Source organism: Actinacidiphila sp. bgisy167 (assembly GCF_965342175.1).
Taxonomy (GTDB): domain Bacteria; phylum Actinomycetota; class Actinomycetes; order Streptomycetales; family Streptomycetaceae; genus Actinacidiphila.
Genome location: NZ_CBDRBL010000003.1, coordinates 25750 through 48962, shown reverse-complemented (window position 1 = coordinate 48962; position 23213 = coordinate 25750). Strand labels below are relative to the sequence as shown.

The window sequence follows — 23213 nt, the reverse complement described above, 5'->3', positions numbered from 1 at the left end:
CGTGGGCCCCCGACGTCATTGCGAACGTCTCGCCAAGACGGCGGCCAGTGCCGTCGCCACCTGACGCAGGGGCTCGGGCCGGGTCATGTCGTTGTGTGAGGAAGCGACGGGATGGATCTGCAGGCGCCCGGTGAAGTGGGGTGCCCACTGCTGGAGAACCTCTTCTTGCGAGAACCCGCTCTCGGTCGCGGGGAAATGGAGCATGTCGCCGGCGAATCGTCCCGGTGGAGTGCCCCGGACCATCCGCCAGTTGTCCCGGGTGTTCTGCATGACCCCTCGGAGGTGGTCCTCGGTGAGCTCCTCCAAACCGGCGAATTCCTCCCTGATGATCTCCAGCGTCTCGGGCACGGTGAGCGGGTGCTCCCGTGTGTCCAGCGTGCTCCCGAGGGCAAGCAGCAGTTGGAGCATGACGGTGTGGTCGTCGGCATCCTCGTGCGGCGCGTCGATGTCCGGTGGATAGGCGTCCATCATGGCCAGCAGGGCCACCTCCTGCCCGGTCTGCTGGAGCCGTACCGCGACGGCATGCGCGAGGTTGCCGCCCATGGACCAGCCGAGCAGGTGGTAGGGGCCGCTCGGCTGGACGCTCGTGATGTGGTCCACGTACCAGGTGACCAGCGCGTTGAGGTCGGACGGGACAGCCTGCGCTCGGGTGACGCCCGGAGCCTGCAGTCCGTACACGGGCTGGCCGGTGTCCAGGTGCCGCACCAGACCGATGTAGGACAGGCCGAAACCGCTGGCAGGGGGAAGGCAGAACAGCGGCGGCCGGTCGCCGTGCCCGCGTAGCGCGATCACCGGCTGGAAGAGGTCCTCCCCGGTGCCGGTGCCGGTGCCGAGTATCGATGCCAGGCCCGCCACGGTCGGGTTCTGGAACACGCTCATGAGCGACAGATGCGAGCCGGTGGCGTTGCGGATCTCACCCAGCAGCCGCACGGCGAGCAGCGAGTGCCCACCAAGGTCGAAGAAGTTGTCATCCACCCCGACCGCGGGAAGGCCGAGGCCGAGGACGTCGGCGAATATCTCGCGGAGCACGTTCTCGTCGGTGGTTCGCGGTTGCCGGCCCGTGTGCCCGGTGGTGTGGTCCGGTGCCGGCAGTGCCGTGCGGTCGAGCTTGCCGTTCACGGTCAGCGGCAGGGTGTCCAGGACGACGATCGCGGACGGGACCATGTACTCCGGCAACATGGCGGACAGACCCGCACGGAGTTCCGTGAAGTCGACACCGCCGTCCGGACCGCTCGCCGGGACGACGTAGCCGACCAGGTGTTTGTGGCCGGGTTGGTCTTCGCGGACGATGACGGCGGCTTGGCTCACGGCTGGGTGGGTGAGGAGTGCGGTTTCGATCTCGCCGGGTTCGATGCGGAAGCCGCGGATCTTTACCTGGTCGTCGGTGCGGCCGAGGTATTCGAGTTGTCCGTTGGTGTTCCAGCGGGCGAGGTCGCCGGTGCGGTACATGCGTTCGCCGGGTTCGCCGTGGGGGGTGGCGACGAAGCGTTCTGCGGTCAGTGCGGGCCGGTCGTGGTATCCCCGGGCGAGTTGGGTCCCGGCGAGGTAGAGCTCTCCGGCGACGCCGGGCGGTACCGGTTGCAGTGCGGCGTCGAGCACGTAGGCCTGGGTGTTCCAGATGGGGCGGCCGATGGGTACGGCACCGCTGGTGTCGGTATCGGGTTCGCAGGTGTAGGCGGTGACGTCGATGGATGCCTCGGTGGGCCCGTACAGGTTGTGCAGGGGGATGTCGAACGCCTTCGTGAAGTGGTCCCGCAGGTCGGCGGTCAGGGCTTCGCCGCTGGCCATGACGGCGCGCAGGGACGGCGTCGTCCATTGTGCCGTCTCGGCCGCGGTGACGAAGACCTGGAGCATCGAGGGGACGAAGTGGGCGATGGTCACGTGTTCGCGCTGGATGAGCTCGGTCAGGTATTCGGGGTCGCGGTGTCCGCCGGGGCGGGCCATGACGAGGGTGGCGCCTTCGAGCAGGGGCCAGAAGAACTCCCAGACCGATACGTCGAATCCGAACGGTGTCTTCTGTATGACGCGGTCGTGCGGGGTGAGGCGGTAGGCGTCCTGCATCCAGGTGAGCCGGTTGACGACACCGGTGTGGGGGACGGTCACGCCCTTGGGTCGTCCGGTGGAGCCGGAGGTGTAGATGATGTAAGCGGGGTGGGCGGGCAGCAGGGTTGTGGTGTGGTCGGTGTCGGAGAGGTCCGTGCCTGTTGACCTTTTGAGCTGGGTCAGGGTCGTGGGGTCGTCCAGCATCACCCGCGCCACGGCTTCGGGTAGAGCGCTGTCGATGTGGCGGGTGGTGACCGCCAGGGTGGGTTTGGCGTCCCGCAGCACGTAGGCCACCCGCTCGGCCGGGTACTCGGGGTCGACCGGCACGTATGCTGCGCCGGTCTTGAGCACGGCGAGCAGGGTGACGACGAGATCCGGGGAGCGGTCCATCATGACTGCCACCCGCTGCTCGGGACCCGCGCCGCGTGCCACCAGCAGTCGTGCCAGCCGGTTGGCCTGCGCGTTCAGCTCCGCGTAGGAGAGCCGGAGGCCCTCGAACACCACGGCGGTCGCGTCCGGGGTCCGGGCCGCCTGCGACTGGAACAACTCGGGAAGCGTGGCGGGAGGAACCTGGCGGGCAGTGCCGTTCCCCTCGAGGAGGATCCGCTCCCGCTCGACGTTCTCCAGCACCACGACCTGGTTGAGTGCGGTCGACGGTGCCTTCTCCAGCGCGGAAACGATGGCCTCGGCTGCCGTGATCACCATGGAGGCAAGGGCGAGGGGCTCGATCGGTGACACCGTCTGAGCCTTCACGGCAAAGCCCTCACCGGTGTCATCGACGCTGACCGTGACAGGGTAGTTGGTGCGCTCGTGTGCCTGGAGCAGTTCGACTCCGTCCAGCCCGGCGCCGGCGGCGGCAGCCGCGCTGTGGCGGTAGTTGAACAGCGAGGTGAACAGCGGTGTCCGAGCGGGGACCGCACTGGCCTGCTGCGCCACCGTCAAGGGGGCGTGCTCGTGCACCAGCAGCTCCGCGAGCTGCCGCTGCATCCCCCGCACCGCGTCAAGCACGGCCCCGGCGTTCGCATTCACCCGGACGGGAAGGGTGTTCATGAACAATCCCGGCACCCGGTCAGCGCCGGTTCCGGCGTTCATCCGGCCGAACAGCACGGTGCCGAACACCACGTCGTCACGGCCGGAGGTGGCTGACACGACGCGCGCCCACGCGACGTGGAACAGCGTCGCCGGGCTGACACCCAGGTGCCGCGCCTGCTCACGCAGCCTCGCCGCGAGGCCCGAGTCCAGTGGCATGCGCGCCTCGGCCACGTCACGGCCGTCTCCGAGGACGTCCAGCACGCCGTAGGGCGCGGTCGGCTCGCTCACGTCGCCGAGCAGCGCAGCGAAGAACGACTCGTGCTGCCGGGGGGACACTCCCGTGGCGGCCTGGCCGACGAACTCCCGGAAGGGCAGCGGCTCGGGCAGGGCGTCCTGCCGCCCGTCGAGGAAGGCGGCCACCTCGGCCATGACCACGTCCAACGCGGTGTGGTCCTGGATGAGGTGATGGACCTGCAGGACCACCGTCCAGTGGTCCCCACCAGGTTGCCGTGCCACATGGGCGTGCAGCAACGGGCCTCGGGAGAGGTCCATGCGCGGCGGGCACGCGGCGAGGAGCCTGTCCGCCGTGTCCGAGCTGCCATGACCCGTGCCTGCGGGGAGGTCCACCTCCCGCACGGTGAGCAGTGCCTGGCGCGCCACCACCTGGACGGGCTCGCGCAGTCCCTCCCAGACGAAGGAGGTCCGCAGGATGTCATGCCGGTCGACGACCCGTTGCACCGCGGAGAGGAACGCCTCCACCCGTGTCCGGGAGTCGAAGCCCAGCACGATCGGCAGGACGTAGGGGTCGCCGACGTTCCCGTCCTCCATCAGGGAGTGGAAGAAGATGCCCTCCTGCAACGGGGCCAGCGGGTAGATGTCGGCGATGTTGACCGCCCCTCCCGGAACGGCGGCGACGATCCGGTCGATCTCCTCGCGGGTGAGGTCGACCAGCGTCACCATCTCCGGCGTGATCGCCGTGGCGTCGGCAGGGATGCCGTTCGGTGGGACGGCCACCTGCCGGCCCGTCCGCGGGGCGGCCGCTGCCAGTTCCGCCACCGTCGGGTTGACGAACAGCGAGCGGACATCCACGGTGATGCCTCGCTCACGCGCCCTCTCCACCAGTGCCACCGCGAGCAGGGAGTGCCCGCCCAGTTCGAAGAAGTTGTCGTCGACTCCGACGGACGGCAGGTTGAGGACGTCGGCGAAGACCGCGCACAGGAGCTCCTCCTGCACGTTCGCCGGACCCCGGCCGGTGACACTGGCTCCGGCGGCGTAGCTGGGGGCGGGCAGGGCTTTGCGGTCGAGTTTGCGGTTCGCCGTGAGCGGGAGCGCGTCCAGCTCGACGATCGCCGACGGGACCATGTAGTCGGGCAGCAGGGTGGCGACGTGGGCGCGCACCGCGGCGCTGTCCAGGTCCGACGTGGTGGGGACGACATAGCCGACCAGGCGTTTGTCGCCGGGCTGGTCCTCGCGGACGACGACGGCGGCTTGGCTCACGGCTGGGTGGGTGAGGAGCGCGGTTTCGATCTCGCCGGGTTCGATGCGGAAGCCGCGGATCTTGACCTGGTCGTCGGTGCGGCCGAGGTACTGCACTTGCCCGTCGGCGGTCCAGCGGGCGAGGTCGCCGGTGCGGTACATCCGCTCGCCCGCGGTGCCATAGGGGTTGGCGACGAAGCGCTCCGCGGTCAGGCCGGGCCGGTCGAGATATCCCCGGGCCAGCTGCACGCCGGCCAGATACAACTCGCCGGCGACGCCGGGGGGTACCGGTCGCAGAGCGGAGTCAAGCACGTAAGCGCGCATGTTCCACAAGGGTGCGCCGATGGGCGGAGTACCGGACCCGGACAAGGGGGCGCTGGCCAGCGAGGCGACCGTTGCCTCTGTCGGCCCGTAGACATTCAGCATGCGCCGGCCGCGCGCCCACCGCTCCGCGGTCTCCGGCGGGCACACGTCTCCGGCGACGGCCAGAGTCGTCCCCTCCGGGAGACCGCCCGCCGAGGCGAGCAGGGGCAGCGTTGCGGGGGGCAGGGTCACATGCGTGACGCGCTGCCGCGCGGCCAGCCTCGCCAACGGCGCACCGGGGACCATCTGGTCAGCGGGAGCCAGCACCACTGCCGCACCCGCCAGCCACGCCGGCCACATGTCGGCCACCGAGGCGTCGAAACTGGGTGAGGCGAACTGGAGCAGCCGGCTCTCCGGTCCGATCTCGAGGCGCTCGATGTGATCGGCGGCGAGGTTCGGCACACCTCGGTGTGTGACCAGGACACCCTTGGGACTGCCCGTGGAGCCAGAGGTGTAGATGACGTACGCGAGGTTGCCGGTCCGGAGCGGACCGTGACGTTCGGCGTCGATCACGTCGTGGGCGGGGTAGGCCGCCAGGGTGTCCCGCAGCTGCGCATCCTCCAGCGACAGGCACACCAGATCGCTGAGTGCCCGTTCGTCCTGCGCGGCTGCGCCGGTGACGAGGACGGCCGGTCGGGCGTCGGCGAGCACGTAGGCGATCCGATCCGCGGGATGACGGGGATCGATCGGCAGATAGGCGCCACCGGCCTTCATCACCGCCAGGATGGCGACGATGAGGTCGATCGACCGCGGCAGTGCCAGAGCGACGATGTCCTCAGGCCGTACGCCTCGGTCGATGAGGAGGCGTGCGAGTCGGTTGGCACGGGCGTTAAGTGCGGAGTAGGACAGTTCGGTGTCCTCGAACACGACCGCGGTGGCGTCCGGGGCGCGGGCGGCCTGGGCCTGGAACAGCTCGGGAAGGGTCGCGAGGGGAACGTCGCGGGCGGTGTCGTTCCACTCCAGCAGGATGCGGTTCCGCTCGGTGGCGCCGAGCACGTCCATGCGGTTGACCGGCACTGACGGATCGGCGGTCACGGTTTCCAGCACGCGGTTGAATCGTTCGCAGACACGGGCGGCCGTGTCGTGGTCGAAGAGGTCGGTGGCGTAGGTGAGCGCGCCGTGCAGGCCTGCGGGGGTTCCGTCGTGGGTGTGGCGTTCGCGGAGTTGGAGGTCCAGGTCGAATTTGGCGGGACCGTTGCCGGTGGGCAGTGCGTCGACGGTCAGGCCGGGCAGGTCGAGCTGGGCCTGTCCGGTGTTCTGGAGGGTGAGCATGACCTGGAACAGGGGGTGGCGTGCCATGGACCGGGCGGGCGAGAGCTCTTCCACCAGGCGTTCGAACGGGACGTCCTGGTGTGCGTAGGCATGGAGTGCGCGCTCGCGGGTGCGTTGCAGGAGTTGGGTGAAGTCCGGGTTCCCGGACAGGTCGGAGCGCAGGACGAGGGTGTTGACGAAGAAACCGACGAGGTCGTCGAGCGCTTCGTCGGTGCGTCCGGCGACGGGGGTGCCGATAGGGATGTCGTCGCCGGCGCCGAGGCGGTTGAGCAGGACCGCCAGTGCTGCCTGCATCACCATGAACACGGTCACGCCGTGTGCTCGGGCCAGGTTCACGACTGCCTGGTGGACTTCGGCGTCGATGTGGAGGTCGACGGTGCCGCCTCGGTGGGTGGCCAGCGGTGGACGCGGTCGGTCGACCGGTAGTGCCAGTTCCTCCGGCGCCCCGTCCAGTGCCTTACGCCAGTAGGCCAACTGCTCCGACAGCAGGCTGGCGGAATCGGACGCGGCGCCCAGCAGCTCCCGCTGCCACAGGCTGTAGTCGGCGTACTGGACGAGGAGCGGTTTCCAGGCCGGCGCCTGGCCGTTGGCGCGGGCGGTGTAGGCGGTCGACACGTCGTGGGCCAGCGGTCCCAGGGACCAGCCGTCTCCGGCGATGTGGTGCATCACCACGACGAGCAGGTGCTCGTGCCGACTGGTCCGGAACAGTCGTGCTCGTAGAGGGAGTTCGCCTCCAAGGTCGAAGCGGTGCTGCGTTGCTTCGCCCACCAGGCGGGTGAGCTCGGTCTGCGGGAGGCGTCGGGCGTCGAGGACCGTGAGCAGGTCGCCGACGGCGTCGGCACCCACGAGTCGCTGGTGGGGCCGGCCGTCGACCGCGGTGATCACCGTGCGCAGGACCTCGTGCCGACCCACGACGTCGCGCAGCGCGGCGTGCAGGGCATCGGTGTCGAGGGCGCCGGTCAGCCGCAGCGCCATCGGGATGTTGTAGGTCGGGGACGGACCTTCCAACTCGCCCAGGAACCAGAGGCGCTGCTGGGCGAACGACAGCGGCACCAGCTCCGGTCGCTGCGCCGATGCCAGTCGGGGCCGGGACGTGCCGGAGGTGGTCAGCCGGGCGGCGAGGGCGGCGGGGGTGGGGGCCTCGAACAGGGTCCGGATCGGGACTTCCGCGCCGAACGCCGACCGGATGCGGCTGACGAGCCGTGTCGCGAGCAGGGAGTGGCCGCCGCGGTCGAAGAAGTCGTCGTCGACCCCGACCGACGGCACGGCAAGCACGTCGGCGAAGACCGCGCACAGGATCTCCTCCTGGGCGTTCGCCGAACCCCGGCCGCTGGCACCGGCAGCGTAGTCGGGTGCGGGAAGGGCCTTGCGGTCCAGCTTGCGGTTCACCGTCAGCGGGAGCGCGTCCAGTTCGACGACCGCCGCCGGCACCATGTGGTCGGGCAGCAGGGCGGTGACATGGCTGCGGATCGCGGCGGCGTCAACGTCCGGGGTGGTGGGCACGACGTAGGCGGTGAGGCGTTTGTCGCCGGGCTGGTCCTCGCGGACGACGACGGCGGCCTGGGCGACAGCCGGGTGGGAGACCAGGGCGGCTTCGACTTCGCCGGGCTCTATGCGGAAGCCGCGGATCTTGACCTGGTCGTCGGTACGGCCGAGGTATTCCAGTTGCCCGTCGGCGGTCCACCGGGCCAGGTCCCCGGTCCGATACATCCGATCGCCCGCCCTGCTGTACGGGTTGGCGACGAACCGCTCCGCGGTCAGCGCGGGCCGGCCGAGGTATCCCCGGGCCAGACCCGCCCCGGAGACATACAGCTCCCCGGCCACCCCGATCGGAACTGGCCGAAGCGCGACGTCGAGCACGAACACCTGGGTGTCGGCGATCGGCTGCCCGATGTACGGGACCGCGCTGTCGGCGCTCAGCACCCCCATCGTCGTGCAGACCGTCGACTCCGTCGGGCCGTAGGCGTTGACCAGACGCCGCCCCGCCGCCCAGCGGCCGACCAGATCCGGCCGCAGCGACTCGCCGGCGGTCACCAGCGTCGTCACCGTGGGCAGGCTGTCCGGCGCGAGCTCGGCCAGGACGACCGGCGGCAGGGTCACATGAGTCACCCCGCCGGCGGTGATCAGGCGGGTCATCTCAGGCCCGCCCGCCAAGTCCTCCTGAGCCGCCAGGACAAGGCAGGCACCGCTACACAATGTCACCGCGATCTCGGCGAGAGCGGCGTCGAAGCTGGGTGAGGCGAACTGCAGGACGCGGCTCGCGGTGGTGATCGCGAACTTCTCGGCTTGCGCGGTGATCAGGCTCGACAGGCCGTGGTGGGTGACGGTGACGCCCTTGGGACGGCCGGTGGAGCCGGAGGTGTAGATGACGTAAGCGGGGTGGGCGGTGCGCAGGGGAGCGCGTCGTTCGCTGTCCGGCAGGTCCTGGTCGGGGAGGCCGGACAGGGCCTGTCGCAGTCGGGGGTCGTCCAAGGAGAGCTGTGCGACGTCGGCCGCGGTCAGTTTCCCCCGCGCCGCTTCGCTGGTGATGACGAGTGCCGGCCGGCCGTCGGTGAGGAGGTAGGCGATCCGGTCGGCAGGGTACGCGGGATCGATCGGCAGGTAGGCGGCGCCGGCTTTGGCGACGGCCAGGATGGCGACGATGAGGTCGGTGGAGCGGGGGAGTGCCAGGGCGACCAGTTGCTCGGGTCCGGCGCCCTGCTGTACCAGGTGGCGGGCGAGGAGGTTGGCGCGGGCGTTGAGGTCGGCGTAGGAGAGTTCGGTGTCGCCGAACACGACGGCGGTCGCGTCCGGGGTGCGGGTGGCCTGGGTCTCGAACAGCTCGGGCAGCGTCGCCGCAGGCAGGTCGCGGGCGGTGTCGTTCCACTCCACCAGGACACGCCGGCGCTCATCGGCACCCAGCACATCAAGGCGGCCCACCGGAAGGTCCGGGTCGGCCGTTACCGCGTCCAGCAGCTCGACAAGCCGGTCGACGAGCATGTCGACGGTTGGGCGGTCGAAAAGATCGGCGGCGAACGTGACGATTCCGTTCACGCCCTCGGCGCCGCCCTCGGCGTCGAACTCCTCTCCCAGGACGAAGGACAGGTCGAAGACCGGGTTGTCGCCGACGTCGAGTCTCTCGATGTCCAGTCCGGGCAGGTCGAGCGTGGCGGGCGCGACGTTCTGCAACACGAGCATGGTCTGGAAGAGGGGGTGGCGCGCCGAGGACCGGGCGGGGGCGAGGTCCTCCACCAGCCGTTCGAACGGCAGGTCCTGGTGTGCGAGGGCGCCCAGGCTCTCGTCGCGGACGCGGTGGAGCAGGTCGCGGAAGGTGGGGTCGCCGGACAGGTCGGTGCGGATGACCAGGGTGTTGACGAAGAAGCCGACGAGCTGGTCGAGGTTTTCGTCGGTACGTCCGGCGACGGGGGTGCCGATGGGGATGTCGGTGCCCGCGCCGAGGCGGGAGAACAGTGTCGCGAGGGCGGCGTTGAGCACCATGAACATGGTGACGCCTTCGGCGCGCGCCAGGGCGGTCAGCCGCTGGTGCAGGCCGGGGCCGATGTGCAGGCCGGAGGTGTCGCCCCGGTGGGTGGCCGTCCGGGGCCGGGGGCGGTCGGCGGGCAGGGCGAGCTCTTCCGGCAGCCCGGCCAGCCTCTCCCGCCAGTAGGCGAGTTGGGTGTGGTGGAGGCTCGCGGGGTCTTCCGGGTCTCCGAGGAGCTCACGCTGCCACAGGGAGTAGTCGGCGTACTGGACCGGCAGCGGTTCCCACACGGGCGGCCTGCCCTGGGCCCGGGCCGTGTAGGCGGCCGACACGTCCCTTGCCAGAGGGACCAGTGACCACGCGTCGGCGGCGATGTGGTGCACCACGATCACCAGCACGTGCTCCCGCGGGCCCAGCCTGAAGAGCCAGGCGTGCAGCGGGATGTCGGTGCGCAGTTCGAACGCGGAGCGCGACACCCGCGCCATCTCCGCGCGCAGGTCCGCCTCGGATACGTCGATGAGCGGGATGCCGAAGGACACGGACTCCGACGGGAGAACCGACTGCTGCGGCGCGCCGTCGGGGGCCGGGAAAACGGTTCGCAGCACTTCGTGCCGGACGAGGACATCGTGCAGGGCGGCGCGTGTCGCCTCGATGTCCAGGTCTCCGGTCAGCCGCAGGGCCACCGGGATGTTGTAGTTGGCGTTTCCGCCTTCCAGCTCACGCACCAGCCACAGCCGCGTCTGGGCGAAGGACGGCGGCAGGACGTCCGGCCGCGGCCTGGGCGTGACCCGGGGCCGTCCCTCACCCATGTTCCCCAGCCTGGCCGCGAGCCCGGCGACCGTGGGGCTCTCGAACAGGGCCCGAATGGGGACCTCCGCCCCGAGCACCGTGCGGACGCGGCTGACCAGCCGTACGGCGAGCAGTGAGTGGCCGCCGAGGTCGAAGAAGTCGTCGTCCACCCCGACGTGCGGCAGGCCGAGGATGCTCGCGAACACCTGGCACAGGAGTTCTTCCTGGAGAGTCCGTGGTTCCCGGCTTCCCCCGGTCGTCTCGTAGGCGGGCGCGGGGAGGGCACGGCGGTCGAGCTTCCCGTTGGCGTTGAGCGGGAGCGCGTCCAGGACCACGACTGCCGACGGCACCATGTAGTCGGGCAGCAGACCCGCGACGTGGGCGCGGACGGCGGCGCCGTCCACGTCCGTTGCCGGGACGATGTAGCCGATGAGGCGTTTGTCTCCGGGGCGGTCCTCGCGGACGACCACGGCGGCCTGCACGGCCGCGGGGTGGGAGGCGAGGGCGGCCTCGATCTCTCCGGGTTCGATGCGGAAGCCGCGGACCTTGATCTGGTCGTCAGTGCGGCCGAGGTATTCGAGCCGGCCGTCGCTGGTCCAGCGAGCGAGGTCGCCGGTGCGGTACATGCGCTGGCCGGACGGGCCGTAGGGGTTGGCGACGAAGCGCTCGGCGGTGAGGGCGGGGCGGTGGAGGTATCCGCGGGCGAGTTGGGCGCCGGCGACGTACAGCTCGCCGGGGGTGCCGGGGGGAACCGGCCGCAGGGCCGGGTCGAGGACATAGGTTTGGGTGTTCCACATCGGGCGGCCGATGGGCGTGATCCCCTGCCCGGTGTCGCCGGCGGCGATCACGGGGTGGTCGGTGATCCCGACGGTGGTCTCCGTCGGTCCGTAGTGGTTGACGACGGGCACGTCCGGGTGATCACGATGCCACTGCTGGAGTTGCGCCGCGCGCAGGGGTTCTCCGCCGAGCATGAGCTGCCCGGTGGGCGCCCAGTTGCCGGGGAGAGTCTGGAGGAACGCCAGGTGGCTGGGGGTGGCCTTGAGGAAGGTGATCTCGTGGCCGGCGAGGGTGGCGGGGAGCGTTTCGTCCCAGGTGGCGATGTGGAGTCGTCCGCCGCTGGTGAGCGCGCCGTACAGCGCCGTGGCGCCGAGGTCGAAGGCTATGGACGCGTGGAGCAGAGTGCTGCCCCCGAGATGGGGATAGGCGTGCCAGGTGCGGGCGATGTAGTTGACCACGCCCTGGTGGGTGATGGTCACGCCCTTGGGCCGTCCCGTGGAGCCGGAGGTGTGGATGACGTACGCCGGGTGTTCGGGCAGCAGCACGCCGTGCCGCTCGACGTCGTCGAGGTCGCCGTCGGGCAGGTCGTCGAGGACGCCTGCCGTGTGCGGGTCGTCGAGGACGAGCCGGGGGACGTTCCCGTCCGGGTTGACGGCTTCCGTGGTGACCACAAGCTCCGGCCGTGCGTCGGTGAGCAGGTGGGCGATCCGGTCGGCGGGGTGGTCGGGGTCGACGGGGAGGTAGGCGCCGCCTGTTTTCAGTACGGCCAGAATCGTGACGATCAGGTCGGTCGAGCGGGGGAGTGCCAGGGCGATGAGCCGTTCGGGGCCGGCGCCGTGTGTGACCAGGAGGCGGGCGAGCTGGTTGGCGCGTGCGTTGAGATCGGCGTAGGACACCTCGCTGTCCTCGAAAACGACGGCCGTGGCGTCCGGTGTCCGGGCCACCTGCGCCTGGAACAACTCGGGAAGCGTTGACGCCGGCACCTCGTGGGCCGTGTCGTTCCACTCCACGAGGACCTGGCGACGTTCGGCCGGGCTGAGCAGGTCGATGCCGGTGACGGGACGGGCGGCGTCGGCAGCCACGGCCTCGAGGAGCCGGACGAGCCGTTCGATGAGAGTGACGACCGTGGTGTGGTCGAACACATCGGTCGCGTAGGTGATGACGCCGCTCAGGCCGTTCGGCCGGCCGTGGGGGGCGAAGGACTCCTGGAGCTGGACGTCGAGGTCGAACTTGGCGGGCTGGTCGCCGGTCGGCAGCAGGTCCGTGGCGAGTCCCGGCAGGTCGAGGGCGGGCGATGCGGTGTTCTGCAGGCCCAGCATGACCTGGAACAGCGGGTGGCGGGCCATGGACCGGGTGGGGGCGAGGTCTTCCACCAGGCGTTCGAACGGCACGTCTTGGTGGGCGAGGGCGCCCAGGCTCCGATCGCGGACGCGGCGCAGCATCTCCCGGAACGACGGGTTTCCCGACACGTCGGTGCGGATGACCAGGGTGTTCACGAAGAACCCGACAAGCTTGTCCAGATTCTCGTCGGTGCGGCCGGCCACGGACGTACCGATGGGGATGTCCGTGCCCGCGCCGAGACGGGACAGCAGTGTCGCCAGTGCGGCGTTGAGCACCATGAACATGGTGACGCCTTCGGCGCGCGCCAGGGCGCTGAGCCGCTGGTGCAGGTCGGCGGCGATGCGCAGGTGCGCGGTGCCGCCCCGGTGGGTTGCCACGGGGGGCCGTGGGCGGTCAGCCGGCAGGACGAGCTCCTCCGGCAGATCGGCCAGTGCCTCTCGCCAGTAGGCGAGTTGCGCACTGTGCGGGCTTTCGGGGTCGTCGGGGTCTCCCAGGAGGCGGCGCTGCCAGAGGGTGTAGTCGGCGTACTGGACCGGGAGCGGTTCCCAGTCCGGGGCGTCGCCGCCCGACCGTGCTGCGTACGCGGTGGCGACGTCCCGCGCCAGGGGGGCAAGTGACCAGCCGTCACCGGCGATGTGGTGGAGGACCAGGACGAGGACGTGCTCTCGCTGCGTCACCGCGAACAGCCGTGCTCGCAGCGGGATGTGGTGAGCCAGGTCGAAGGGGCGGTGGGACTCGTCGGCCACCGCCTGCTCGAGCTCGCCTTCTGATGCCTCGACCGCGAGCAGCCGGAGGTCGATCGCGTCCGGGCTGAGGATGTGCTGTTCCGGCGTGCCCTCGACACTGGGGAAGACGGTGCGCAGAGCCTCGTGCCGGGCGATGACGTCGGTGAGGGCGGTCCGCAGGGCGTCGTGGTCGAGGTCGCCGGTGAGACGGAGGGCGATGGGGATGTTGTAGAGCCCGGAGGGTCCCTCGAGTTCGTCGAGGAACCACAGGCGTTGCTGGGCGAAGGACAGCGGCACCGTCGCGGGGCGCGGCCCGGCGGTCAGCCTCTGGCCTGCCGTCTCGGATTCGGTCACACGCTGGGCGACTCCGGCGACGGTGGGGGTCTCGAACAGGGCACGGATCGGGATCTCGGCCCCGAGGGTGGTGCGGATGCGGCTGACGAGGCGGGTGGCGAGCAGGGAGTGGCCGCCGAGGTCGAAGAAGTCGTCGTCGACCCCGACGTGGGGGAGGCCGAGGACGTCGGCGAACGCCTGGCTGAGGAGTTGTTCCTGGGGGGTCCGCGGTTCCCGGCCCGGGCTCGTGGCGGTGTAGTCGGGTGCGGGCAACGCCTTCCGGTCCAGCTTGCCGTTCATCGTGAGGGGGAGGGCGTCCAGGACGACCACCGCTGAGGGCACCATGTAGTCGGGAAGCAGACGGGACAGGTACTCCCGGACCGCCCCGCCGCCGAGGTCGGCGCCGTCCGGGTTGTCGCCCGGGACGATGTAGCCGACGAGGCGCTTGTCTCCGGGATGATCCTCGCGGACGACCACGGTGGCCTGGGCGACGGCGGCGTGGGAGGCCAGAGCGGTCTCGATCTCGGCGGGCTCGATGCGGAAGCCGCGGACCTTGACCTGGTCGTCGGTACGGCCGAGATACTCGAGTCGTCCGTCAGCGGTCCACCGGACCAGGTCTCCGGTGCGGTACATCCGCTCGCCCGGCCCATCGAAGGGGCTGGCGACGAACCGTTCCGCGGTCAGCGCCGGCCGGTTGACATATCCAAGGGCCAATCCGGCCCCCGACACATACAATTCTCCGGCCACCCCCGGCGGCACCGGCTTCAGAGCGTTGTCCAGGACGTACAGCCGGTCGCCGGAGACGGCTCTGCCGATCGGCACGGAACCGTCCTCGACCCGCTCCACCAATTGCCAGGTCGCGAACGTCGTCGTCTCCGTCGGCCCGTACACGTGCAGCAGGTGCTCCGGCGCGGCGAGCTCCAGGACCCGCCGCACGCTCAAGGGGTCGACTGCCTCGCCGCCGAACAGCAGGTGCCGCAGGCGTCCGAGCCCCTCGTGCGGCTCCGCCGCCAGGCGGTTGAACAGCGCGGTGGTGACGAACATGGTGGTGATCCCGCTGCGCTCGATCTGCGCGGCGAGCTGTTCGGGCGACAGCAGCGCATTCCGGTCGACGCCCACCAGCCTGGCGCCGTTGGCCAGCGCACCCCAGATCTCGAAGGTGGCCGCGTCGAACGACACCGACGACGCCTGAGCGACCACGTCGTCAGTGCCCAACGAGACGTAGTTCGCCTGCCGAACGAGACGGACGACCGCCTGCTGCGGTACGACCACCCCCTTGGGACGCCCCGTCGACCCGGAGGTGTAGATCACGTACGCGGGGTGGGTGGCCGGCAGGCTCCCGCCCCGGTCGGTGTCCGAAAGGTCCTCCCGACAGAGGTCCTCCAACTCGGCGGTCGTGGCGGGATCGTCCACCACGAGGCGCTCCCCGCGGATGTCCGCGCGGACGTGGGCCTGTTGCGTGACCAGGAGGGCAGGCTGGGCGTCCGCCAGCATGAAGGCGATCCGGTCAGCCGGATAGGTCGGGTCGATCGGCACGTACGCCGCCCCGGCCTTGACTGTCGCCAGCACTGCCACCACAAGATCAGCCGAGCGGTCCATCATCACCGCCACCCGGTCCCGCGGCCTGACGCCGCGGTAGCCCATGAGCCGCGCCAGGCGGTTCGCCCGCGTGTTCAGTTCCGCGTAGGACAACGCGACGTCGCCGAACTCGACCGCCATGGCGTCCTGCCTGAGGGCCACCTGGGCCTCGAACAACTCCGCCAGCGTGGCCTGCGGCACATCCCGGCCGGTGTCGTTCCACGCGACGAGTACCTGTCGGCGTTCGGTTTCGCTGAGGAGATCGATGCCGGTGACCGGAAGTGCCGGGTCCGTGGTCACGGCGTCGAGGACTCGTATGAGCCGATGGATGAAGGTGTCCACGGTGGTGCGGTCGTACAGGTCGGCCGCGTAGGTGACGGTGCCGGTCAGGCCTGCCGGGAGGCCGCCGGCGTGGGTCTCGCGGAGCTGGACGTCGAGGTCGAACTTGGCGGACTGGTCCCCGTTGGGCAGGAGGCGGCTGCTCAGGCCGGGCAGGCCGAGTGCCGGCTCGGTGGTGTTCTGCAGGGCGAGCATGACCTGGAACAGCGGGTGGCGGGCCATGGAGCGGGCGGGGGCGAGGTCTTCCACCAGGCGTTCGAACGGTACGTCCTGGTGGGCGAGGGCGCCCAGGCTCCGCTCGCGGACGCGCCGAAGCACCTCCCGGAATGAGAGCGCGCCCGATACGTCGGTGCGGATCACCAGGGTGTTGACGAAGAACCCGACGAGGTCGTTCAGACTCTCATCGGTACGTCCGGCGACCGGGGTGCCGATGGGGATGTCGGTACCCGCCCCCAAGCGGGAGAGCAGTGTCGCCAGTGCGGCGTTGAGCACCATGAACATGGTGACGCCCTCGGCGTGGGCCAGCGCGGTCAGCCGCGCGTGCAGGTTCGCGTCGACGCTGATGTCGGCCGTGGCCCCGCGGTGGGACGCCACCGTCGGCCGGGGACGGTCGGCGGGCAGGGCGAGTTCTTCCGGCAGACCGGCGAGCGTCTCACGCCAGTAGGTCAGCTGCGTGCCGTGGAGGCTCCCGGAGTCGTCCTCGTCCCCGAGGAGCTCACGCTGCCAGAGTGTGTAGTCGGCGTACTGGGCCGGGAGGGGTTCCCAGGCGGGAATCCGGTGGTCCACCCGGGCGGTGTAGGCGGTGGAGATGTCCCGTGCCAGCGGTGCGAGCGACCACCCGTCGCCGGCGATGTGGTGGAGGATCACGACCAGGACGTGGTCCTGCGGCGTGACCGCGAACAGCCGTGCCCGTAGGGGGATGTCGCGGCCGAGGTCGAAGCCGCGTGCGGCCTCCTCCCTGACGGCCCGGACGATGTCACCTTCGGGAACGTCGATCACGGGCAGTTGGAACCGGTGGTCGATCGCCTCCGGGCCGAGGATGCGCTGGCTGGGCGAGCCGTCGACGCTCGGGAAGACGGTGCGGAGGACTTCGTGCCGGGTGATGACGTCGTGGATGGCGGTGCGGAGGGCCTCGGGGCGGAGGTCGCCGGTGAGCCGGAGGGCTATGGGGATGTTGTACAGGCCGGAGGGTCCGTCGAGCTCACCGAGGAACCACAGCCGTTGCTGGGCGAATGACAGGGGGACGACCTGGGGGCGCGGTCCGGTGGTCAGCCCCCGGCGCGCCGTCCCGGCATCGGTCAGACGGCCCGCGAGTCCGGCGGCGGTGGGCGTTTCGAACAGGGCCCGGATCGGGAGTTCCAGGCCAAGGGTGGTGCGGATGCGGCTGACAAGGCGCGTGGCCAGCAGGGAGTGGCCGCCGAGGTCGAAGAAGTTGTCGTCCACCCCGACGTCCTTCAGGCCGAGGACGTCGGCGAACATCTGGCACAGGAGCTGTTCCTGCGGGGTTCGCGGCTCCCGGATCGCCTCGGTTGTCCCGTACGCGAGCGCGGGAAGGGCCTTGCGGTCGAGCTTGCCGTTCAGGCTCAGCGGGAGCGCGTCCAGGACGACCACGGCCGAGGGCGCCATGTGGTCGGGCAGCAGGTCGGTGACATGGCTGCGGATCGCGGCGGCGTCCACGTCCGGGGTGGTGGGCACGACGTAGGCGGTGAGGCGTTTGTCGCCGGGGCGGTCCTCGCGGACGATGACGGCGGCCTGGGTGACGGCCGGGTGGGAGGCCAGGGCGGCTTCGACTTCGCCGGGTTCGATGCGGAAGCCGCGGATCTTGACCTGGTCGTCGGTGCGGCCGAGGTATTCCAGTTGCCCGTCGGCGCTCCAGCGGGCCAGGTCCCCGGTGCGGTACATGCGGTCGCCCGGCCCGCCGTGGGGGTTGGCGACGAAGCGCTCGGCGGTGAGGCCGGGGCGGTTCAGGTAACCGCGGGCCAGCCCGGCGCCGGAGATGTACAGCTCCCCGGCCACGCCGACCGGCGCCGGCCGAAGTGCCGCGTCCAGCACGAACACCCGGGTGTTGGCGATGGGGGCGCCGATGGCGGCGCCAGTGTGAGGAGCGAGCCGGGCGGTTGTGGCGCAGACGGTGGTTTCGGTGGGGCCGTAGGCGTTGACGAAGTTGCGGTCGGCCGCCCAGGGGGTGACCTGGTGGGCCGGGAGGGCTTCGCCTGCGGTAATGAGGGTGGTGAGGTGGGGGAGCTCGTGGGGGGTGAGGTGGGGGAGGGCCGCAGGGGGGAGGGTGGCGTGGGTGACGTTCTGGTGGGCGACCAGGCGGGTCAGTGCCGGGCCGGGGAGGAGGTCCTCTCGAGCGGCGGTGACGAGGGTGGCGCCGGTGCACAAGGTGACGGCGATCTCGGCGAGGGCGGCGTCGAAGCTGGGTGAGGCGAATTGCAGGACGCGGCTGGCAGGCGTGATGGTGAATGCCTCGGCCTGTGCGGTGATCAGGCTCGACAGGCCGTGGTGGGTGACAGTGACGCCCTTGGGGCGGCCGGTCGACCCGGAGGTGTAGATGACGTAGGCGGGGTGGGTGGTCAGGAGAGGGCAGAGTCGCTCGGCGTCCTGCAGGTCGTGGTCGGGGAGGACCGACAGTGCTTGTCGCAGCTGGGGAACGTCCAGGGACAGCTGTGCGACGTCGCCGCTTGTGGCCAGTTGTCGCGTTGCTCCGTCGGCGATGAGGAGCGCGGGCCGGGCGTCGGTGAGCAGGTACGCGATCCGGTCGGCGGGGTAGGCGGGGTCGATCGGCAGGTAGGCGCCGCCGGCTTTCGTCACGGCCAGGATGGCGACGACGAGGTCGATCGAGCGGGGGAGTGCCACGGCGACCAGTCGTTCGGGTCCGACACCGTGCTCGACGAGGTGGCGGGCGAGCTGGTTGGCGCGGCCGTTGAGCTCGGCGTAGGACAGTTCGGTGTCACCGAACACCACCGCTGTCGCGCTGGGCGTGCGGGCGACCTGGGCCTGGAACAGCTCGGGCAGCGTCGTCGCCGGCACGTCCCGCGCCGTGTCGTTCCACTCGACCAGGACACGCCGGCGCTCGTCGGCCGTCAGCACCGGGATGTCGCCGAGCGGCGCATCCGGTGCGGTCTCCAGCGCCGCGACCACCCCTTCGCCGACTGTCTCCATCATGGCGCACAGGACGTCGGGCGACCCGGGTGCGACGACCTGGGCCGTGAGGACGAACTCGTCGCCGGTGTCGTTGACGATCATTCCCACGGGGTAGTTCGTGCGCTCCTGGGTGAAAAGCACCTCCACGCCCGGAAGCCCGGCACGTGCCTGTGCGGAGTCCTTCCTGCTGTGACGGTAGTTCAGGAGCGAGGTGAACAGCGGGGCTTCCCCGGGTATCCCGCTCATCCGCTGTGCCGACGCGAGCGGTGCGTGCTCGTGCAGCAACAACTCGGCAAGCTGGGCCTGTACGGCGCGCACGACGTCGCGTGTGCTGGAGCCGCGGGTGCTGACACGGACCGGGAGGGTGTTGATGAACAGACCCACGACCCGTTCGGCCCCCGTGCCGATCCGGCCGAACAGGATCGTCCCGAAGACCACGTCGTCGCGGCCCGAGGTCGCGGCCAGCACGCGGGACCATATGACGTGGAACAACGTCGCGGGGCTCACCCCGAGGCGACGTGCCTGCTCACGGAGCCTCCCGGACAGTCGCGGATCCATAGGGGCGGTGTACTCGGCGGCTCCCGTGCCGTCCCCGTGGACGTCCACCAGCCCGAACGGGGTGGTCGGCTCCGTGACGTCGCCGAGCAGGCGACCGAAGTACGTCTCGTGCTCCTGCCGGGACACCTGAGCCCGTGCCTGCGCGACGACGTCGCGGTACGGCGACGGCGCGGGCAGTTCGTCGTCGCGTCCGTCGATGAACGCGTACACCTCGCTCAGAATGACGTCCAGCGCGGTGTGGTCCTGGATCAGGTGGTGGACCTGCACCAGCGCGAGCCATTGGTCGCTGCCGGGCTGCATGGCCACGTGCATACGGAGCAGAGGACCACGGCTGACGGTCATCGACGAGGGGCACACCGCCAGCAGCCGGGCGACCAGTTCGTGGTCGCCCGCCGGAACGTCGGCGTCACCGGTCAGCACGACCTCCCGCACCGGCAGCACTGCGCGCCGGAGCACCACCTGCACCGGCTCGGGCAGCCCTTCCCAGAGCACCGCGGTCCTCAAGTTGTCGTGCCGGTCCACCACTTTCTGCAGGGCGGTCACGAACGCGTCGAGTCTCTCGCGGGAAGCGAAGCGAAGGACGGTGGGCAGCACGTACACGTCATCCGTGGCCTCGCCGCCCATGAGGTGGTGGAAGAGGATGCCTTCCTGGAGTGGAGCGAGCGGGTACACGTCCGCCACGTTCGCGGCGCCGCCGGGGACGCGAGCGGTGATCTCCGCGATGTGCCCCGTGTCGAGGTCGACCAGGGGAAGCATGTCCGGCGTGAGCACCCGCGCACCGGCCGGGATGCGGTTCGGGGGAACCTGCACCTCGGCTCGGCCGGTGGTCGCCGCGAGACCGGCCACGGTAGGCGTGGTGAACAGGGACCGCACATCGACCGACAGGCCGCGCGCGCGCAGCCGTTCCACCAGCGTCACCGCCAGCAGCGAGTGCCCCCCGAGGTCGAAGAAATTCTCGTCCACCCCGACGCGCGGCAGGCCGAGGATCTCGGCGAAGGCGTCGCACAGGATCTCCTCGCGGGCGGTGCGCGGCCCTCGGCCGGTGTGTCCCGTGCTGTAGCCGGGCGCGGGCAGGGCGGCCCGGTCGAGCTTGCCGTTCACCGTCACGGGCAGGGCGTCCAGGACGACCACGGCCGAGGGCACCATGTGGTCGGGCAGCAGGCCGGCGACGTGGTTGCGGACGTGGGTGCCGTCGGTGCCGGTCTTCGGGACGACGTAGCCGATGAGGCGTTTGTCGCCGGGCTGGTCCTCGCGGACGGTGACGGCGGCCTGGGCGACGGCCGGGTGGGAGGTGAGGGCGGCTTCGATCTCGCCGGGTTCGATGCGGAAGCCGCGGATCTTGACCTGGTCGTCGGTCCGGCCGAGGTACTCCAGCTGTCCGTCGGTGGTCCAGCGGACGAGGTCGCCCGTGCGGTACATGCGTTCGCCGAGCCGGCCGTGGGGGTTGGCGACGAAGCGTTCGGCGGTGAGGCCGGGGCGTTCGAGGTAGCCGCGGGCCAGTTGGACGCCGGCGAGGTAGAGCTCGCCGGGGACGCCGGGGGGAACGGGGCGCAAAGAGGAGTCGAGGACGTAGGCGTGGCTGTTCCACACGGGTCGGCCGATGGGGACGGTCGAGTCGTCACCTGTGAGATGCGAGGCGTGGGTGACGTCGATGGAGGCTTCGGTGGGGCCGTAGAGGTTGTGCAGCGGGGTGTTCAGCGTGCGCAGAAACCGGTCGCGGAGTTCGGGGGTGAGGGCTTCGCCGCTGCAGAGGACGGCGCGCAACGTGGTGCAGCGGGAGGCCGAGGGCTCGGTGAGGAAGGCCTTCAGCATGGAGGGAACGAAATGGCTGACGGTGACCTGCCGCGTCTGGATCAGAGCGGCCAGGTAGGCGGGGTCGCGGTGTCCCCCGGGGCGGGCCACGACCAGGACGGCGCCCTGGAGGAGGGGCCAGAAGAACTCCCAGACCGACACGTCGAATCCGAACGGGGTCTTCTGCAGTACCCGATCCGAGGCTCCGATCGGGTACTGGTGCTGCATCCACTTCAGGCGGTTGACCACCCCCTGATGCGGTACGGCGACCCCCTTGGGCCGTCCGGTCGAGCCGGAGGTGTAGATGACGTACGCCGGGTGCGCGGGCAGCAGCGCACCGTGGCGGTCACGGTCGTCGAGGTCGGTCGAGGACAGGCCGTCGAGGGCGAACGCCGTGGCGGCGGCGTCGAGGACGAGGTGCCGCACCGTGTCACCGGCGGGCAGACGCGGCTGGAGAGCGCTGGTGGTGACGACGAGGGCGGGCCGGGCGTCGGAGAGCAGGTACGCGATCCGGTCGGCGGGGTGGTCGGGGTCGATGGGGAGGTAGGCGCCGCCGGCCTTCATCACCGCCAGGAGGGTGACGACCAGATCGGCGGAGCGCTCGAGATGCACTCCGACGAGGGATTCCGGGCCGACGCCGTGGTCGGCCAGGTGGCGGGCGAGCCGGTTGGCGCGGGCGTTGAGGTCGGCGTAGGAGATCTCGACACCCTCGGACATCACCGCCGTCGCGGCGGGGGCGTGAAGCACCTGCGCCTCGAACAGTGCGGGCAGTGTTGCCGCGGGGACGTCGTGCGCGGTGTCGTTCCATTCGACCACGACCTGCCGGCGTTCGGCCGGGCTGAGCAGGTCGATGGCGTCGACGGGCTGTGCCGGGTCGTCGGTCACGGCGTCCAGTGCCCGGACGAACCGCTCGGCCAGCGTCCGTACGGTGGCGTGGTCGAACAGGTCCGCCGCGTAACCGATGCCACCCATGAGACCGGTCGGGGCGCCGCCGGGGCCGAAGGTTTCCCTGATGGAAACGGCGAGGTCGGCCCTGGCCGGCGCCTCCCTGCTCGCCAGCACGGTCACATCGAGGCCGGGCAGCGTGAGGGCCGGCTCGACGTTGTCCTGCAACGCCAGCATGACCTGGAACAACGGCTGACGGGCCAGCGACCGAGCGGGCGCGAGGTCCTCGACCAGCCGCTCGAAGGGCAGTTCCTGGTGGGTGAGCGCGTCCAGATTCCGCTCGTGCACCCGGGCCAGCACCTCGCGGAAGGAGGGGCGTCCCGACAGGTCGGCGCGCACCACCAGGGTGTTCACGAAGAAGCCGACGAGGTCGCTCAACGCGACTTCGGTACGCCCGGCTACCGGAGTGCCGATGGGGATGTCGGTGCCGGCGCCGAGACGGGAGAGCGTGGTGGCGAGCGCGGCATGGAGCACCGCGAACATGGTGACGCCCTCGGCCCGGGCAAGGGCGGCAAGCCGCCGATGCAGCTCGGCGGGGATGCCGAGGTCGGCGCTGCCGTTGCGGTGGCTCGGCGCGGCCGGACGCGGCCGGTCGAACGGCAGGGGCAGTTCCTCCGGCAGGTCGGCCAGAGCCTCCCGCCAGTACGACAGTTCCTGTTCAAGGAAGCTCGCCGGGTCGTCCTCGCCCCCGAGGAGTTCACGTTGCCAGAGCGCGTAGTCGGCGTACTGGATCGGCAGAGGTTCCCAGGTGGGGGCATGGCCGCCCGACCGGGCGGTGTAGGCGGTGGAGACGTCCCGCGCCAAGGGCGCCAGGGACCAGCCGTCACTCGCGATGTGATGGGTCACCAGGACCAGTACGTGGTCCCGTGGCGCCACCGCGAGAAGACATGCCCGCAAGGGGATCTCGCGGGAGAGGTCGAACGGGCGGGCGGATTCCTCGGCCACCACCCGCGCGATCTCGTCTTCCGCCACATCGATCACCGGTAGCCGCAGGCCCGCGTCGTGGGGGGAGAGAATCCGCTGCTCGGGGACGCCGTCAACCGTCGCGATCAGTGTACGGAGCGCCTCGTGCCGCTCGATCAGGTCCGCCAGTGCCGTGCGCAGGGCCTCCTGGTTCAGGTCACCGGTGAGCCGCAGAGTGATCGGGATGTTGTACATCCCGTTGGGTCCCTGCAGTTCACCGAGGAACCACAACCGCTGCTGGGCGAAGGACAGAGGAATCATCGGAGTGCTCTCTACGACAG

General features: G+C 70.6%; 1 protein-coding gene. It reads right to left on the bottom strand.

Features of this window, described 5'->3' with window-relative positions; genetic code table 11:
* Window positions 1-15: 15 nt before the first annotated feature.
* Entirely contained in the window at window positions 16-23193 is a 23178-nt protein-coding gene (locus ACRWND_RS01825) for a non-ribosomal peptide synthase/polyketide synthase (RefSeq protein WP_431945103.1), read from the bottom strand.
* Between the last annotated feature and the right edge of the window lie 20 nt (window positions 23194-23213).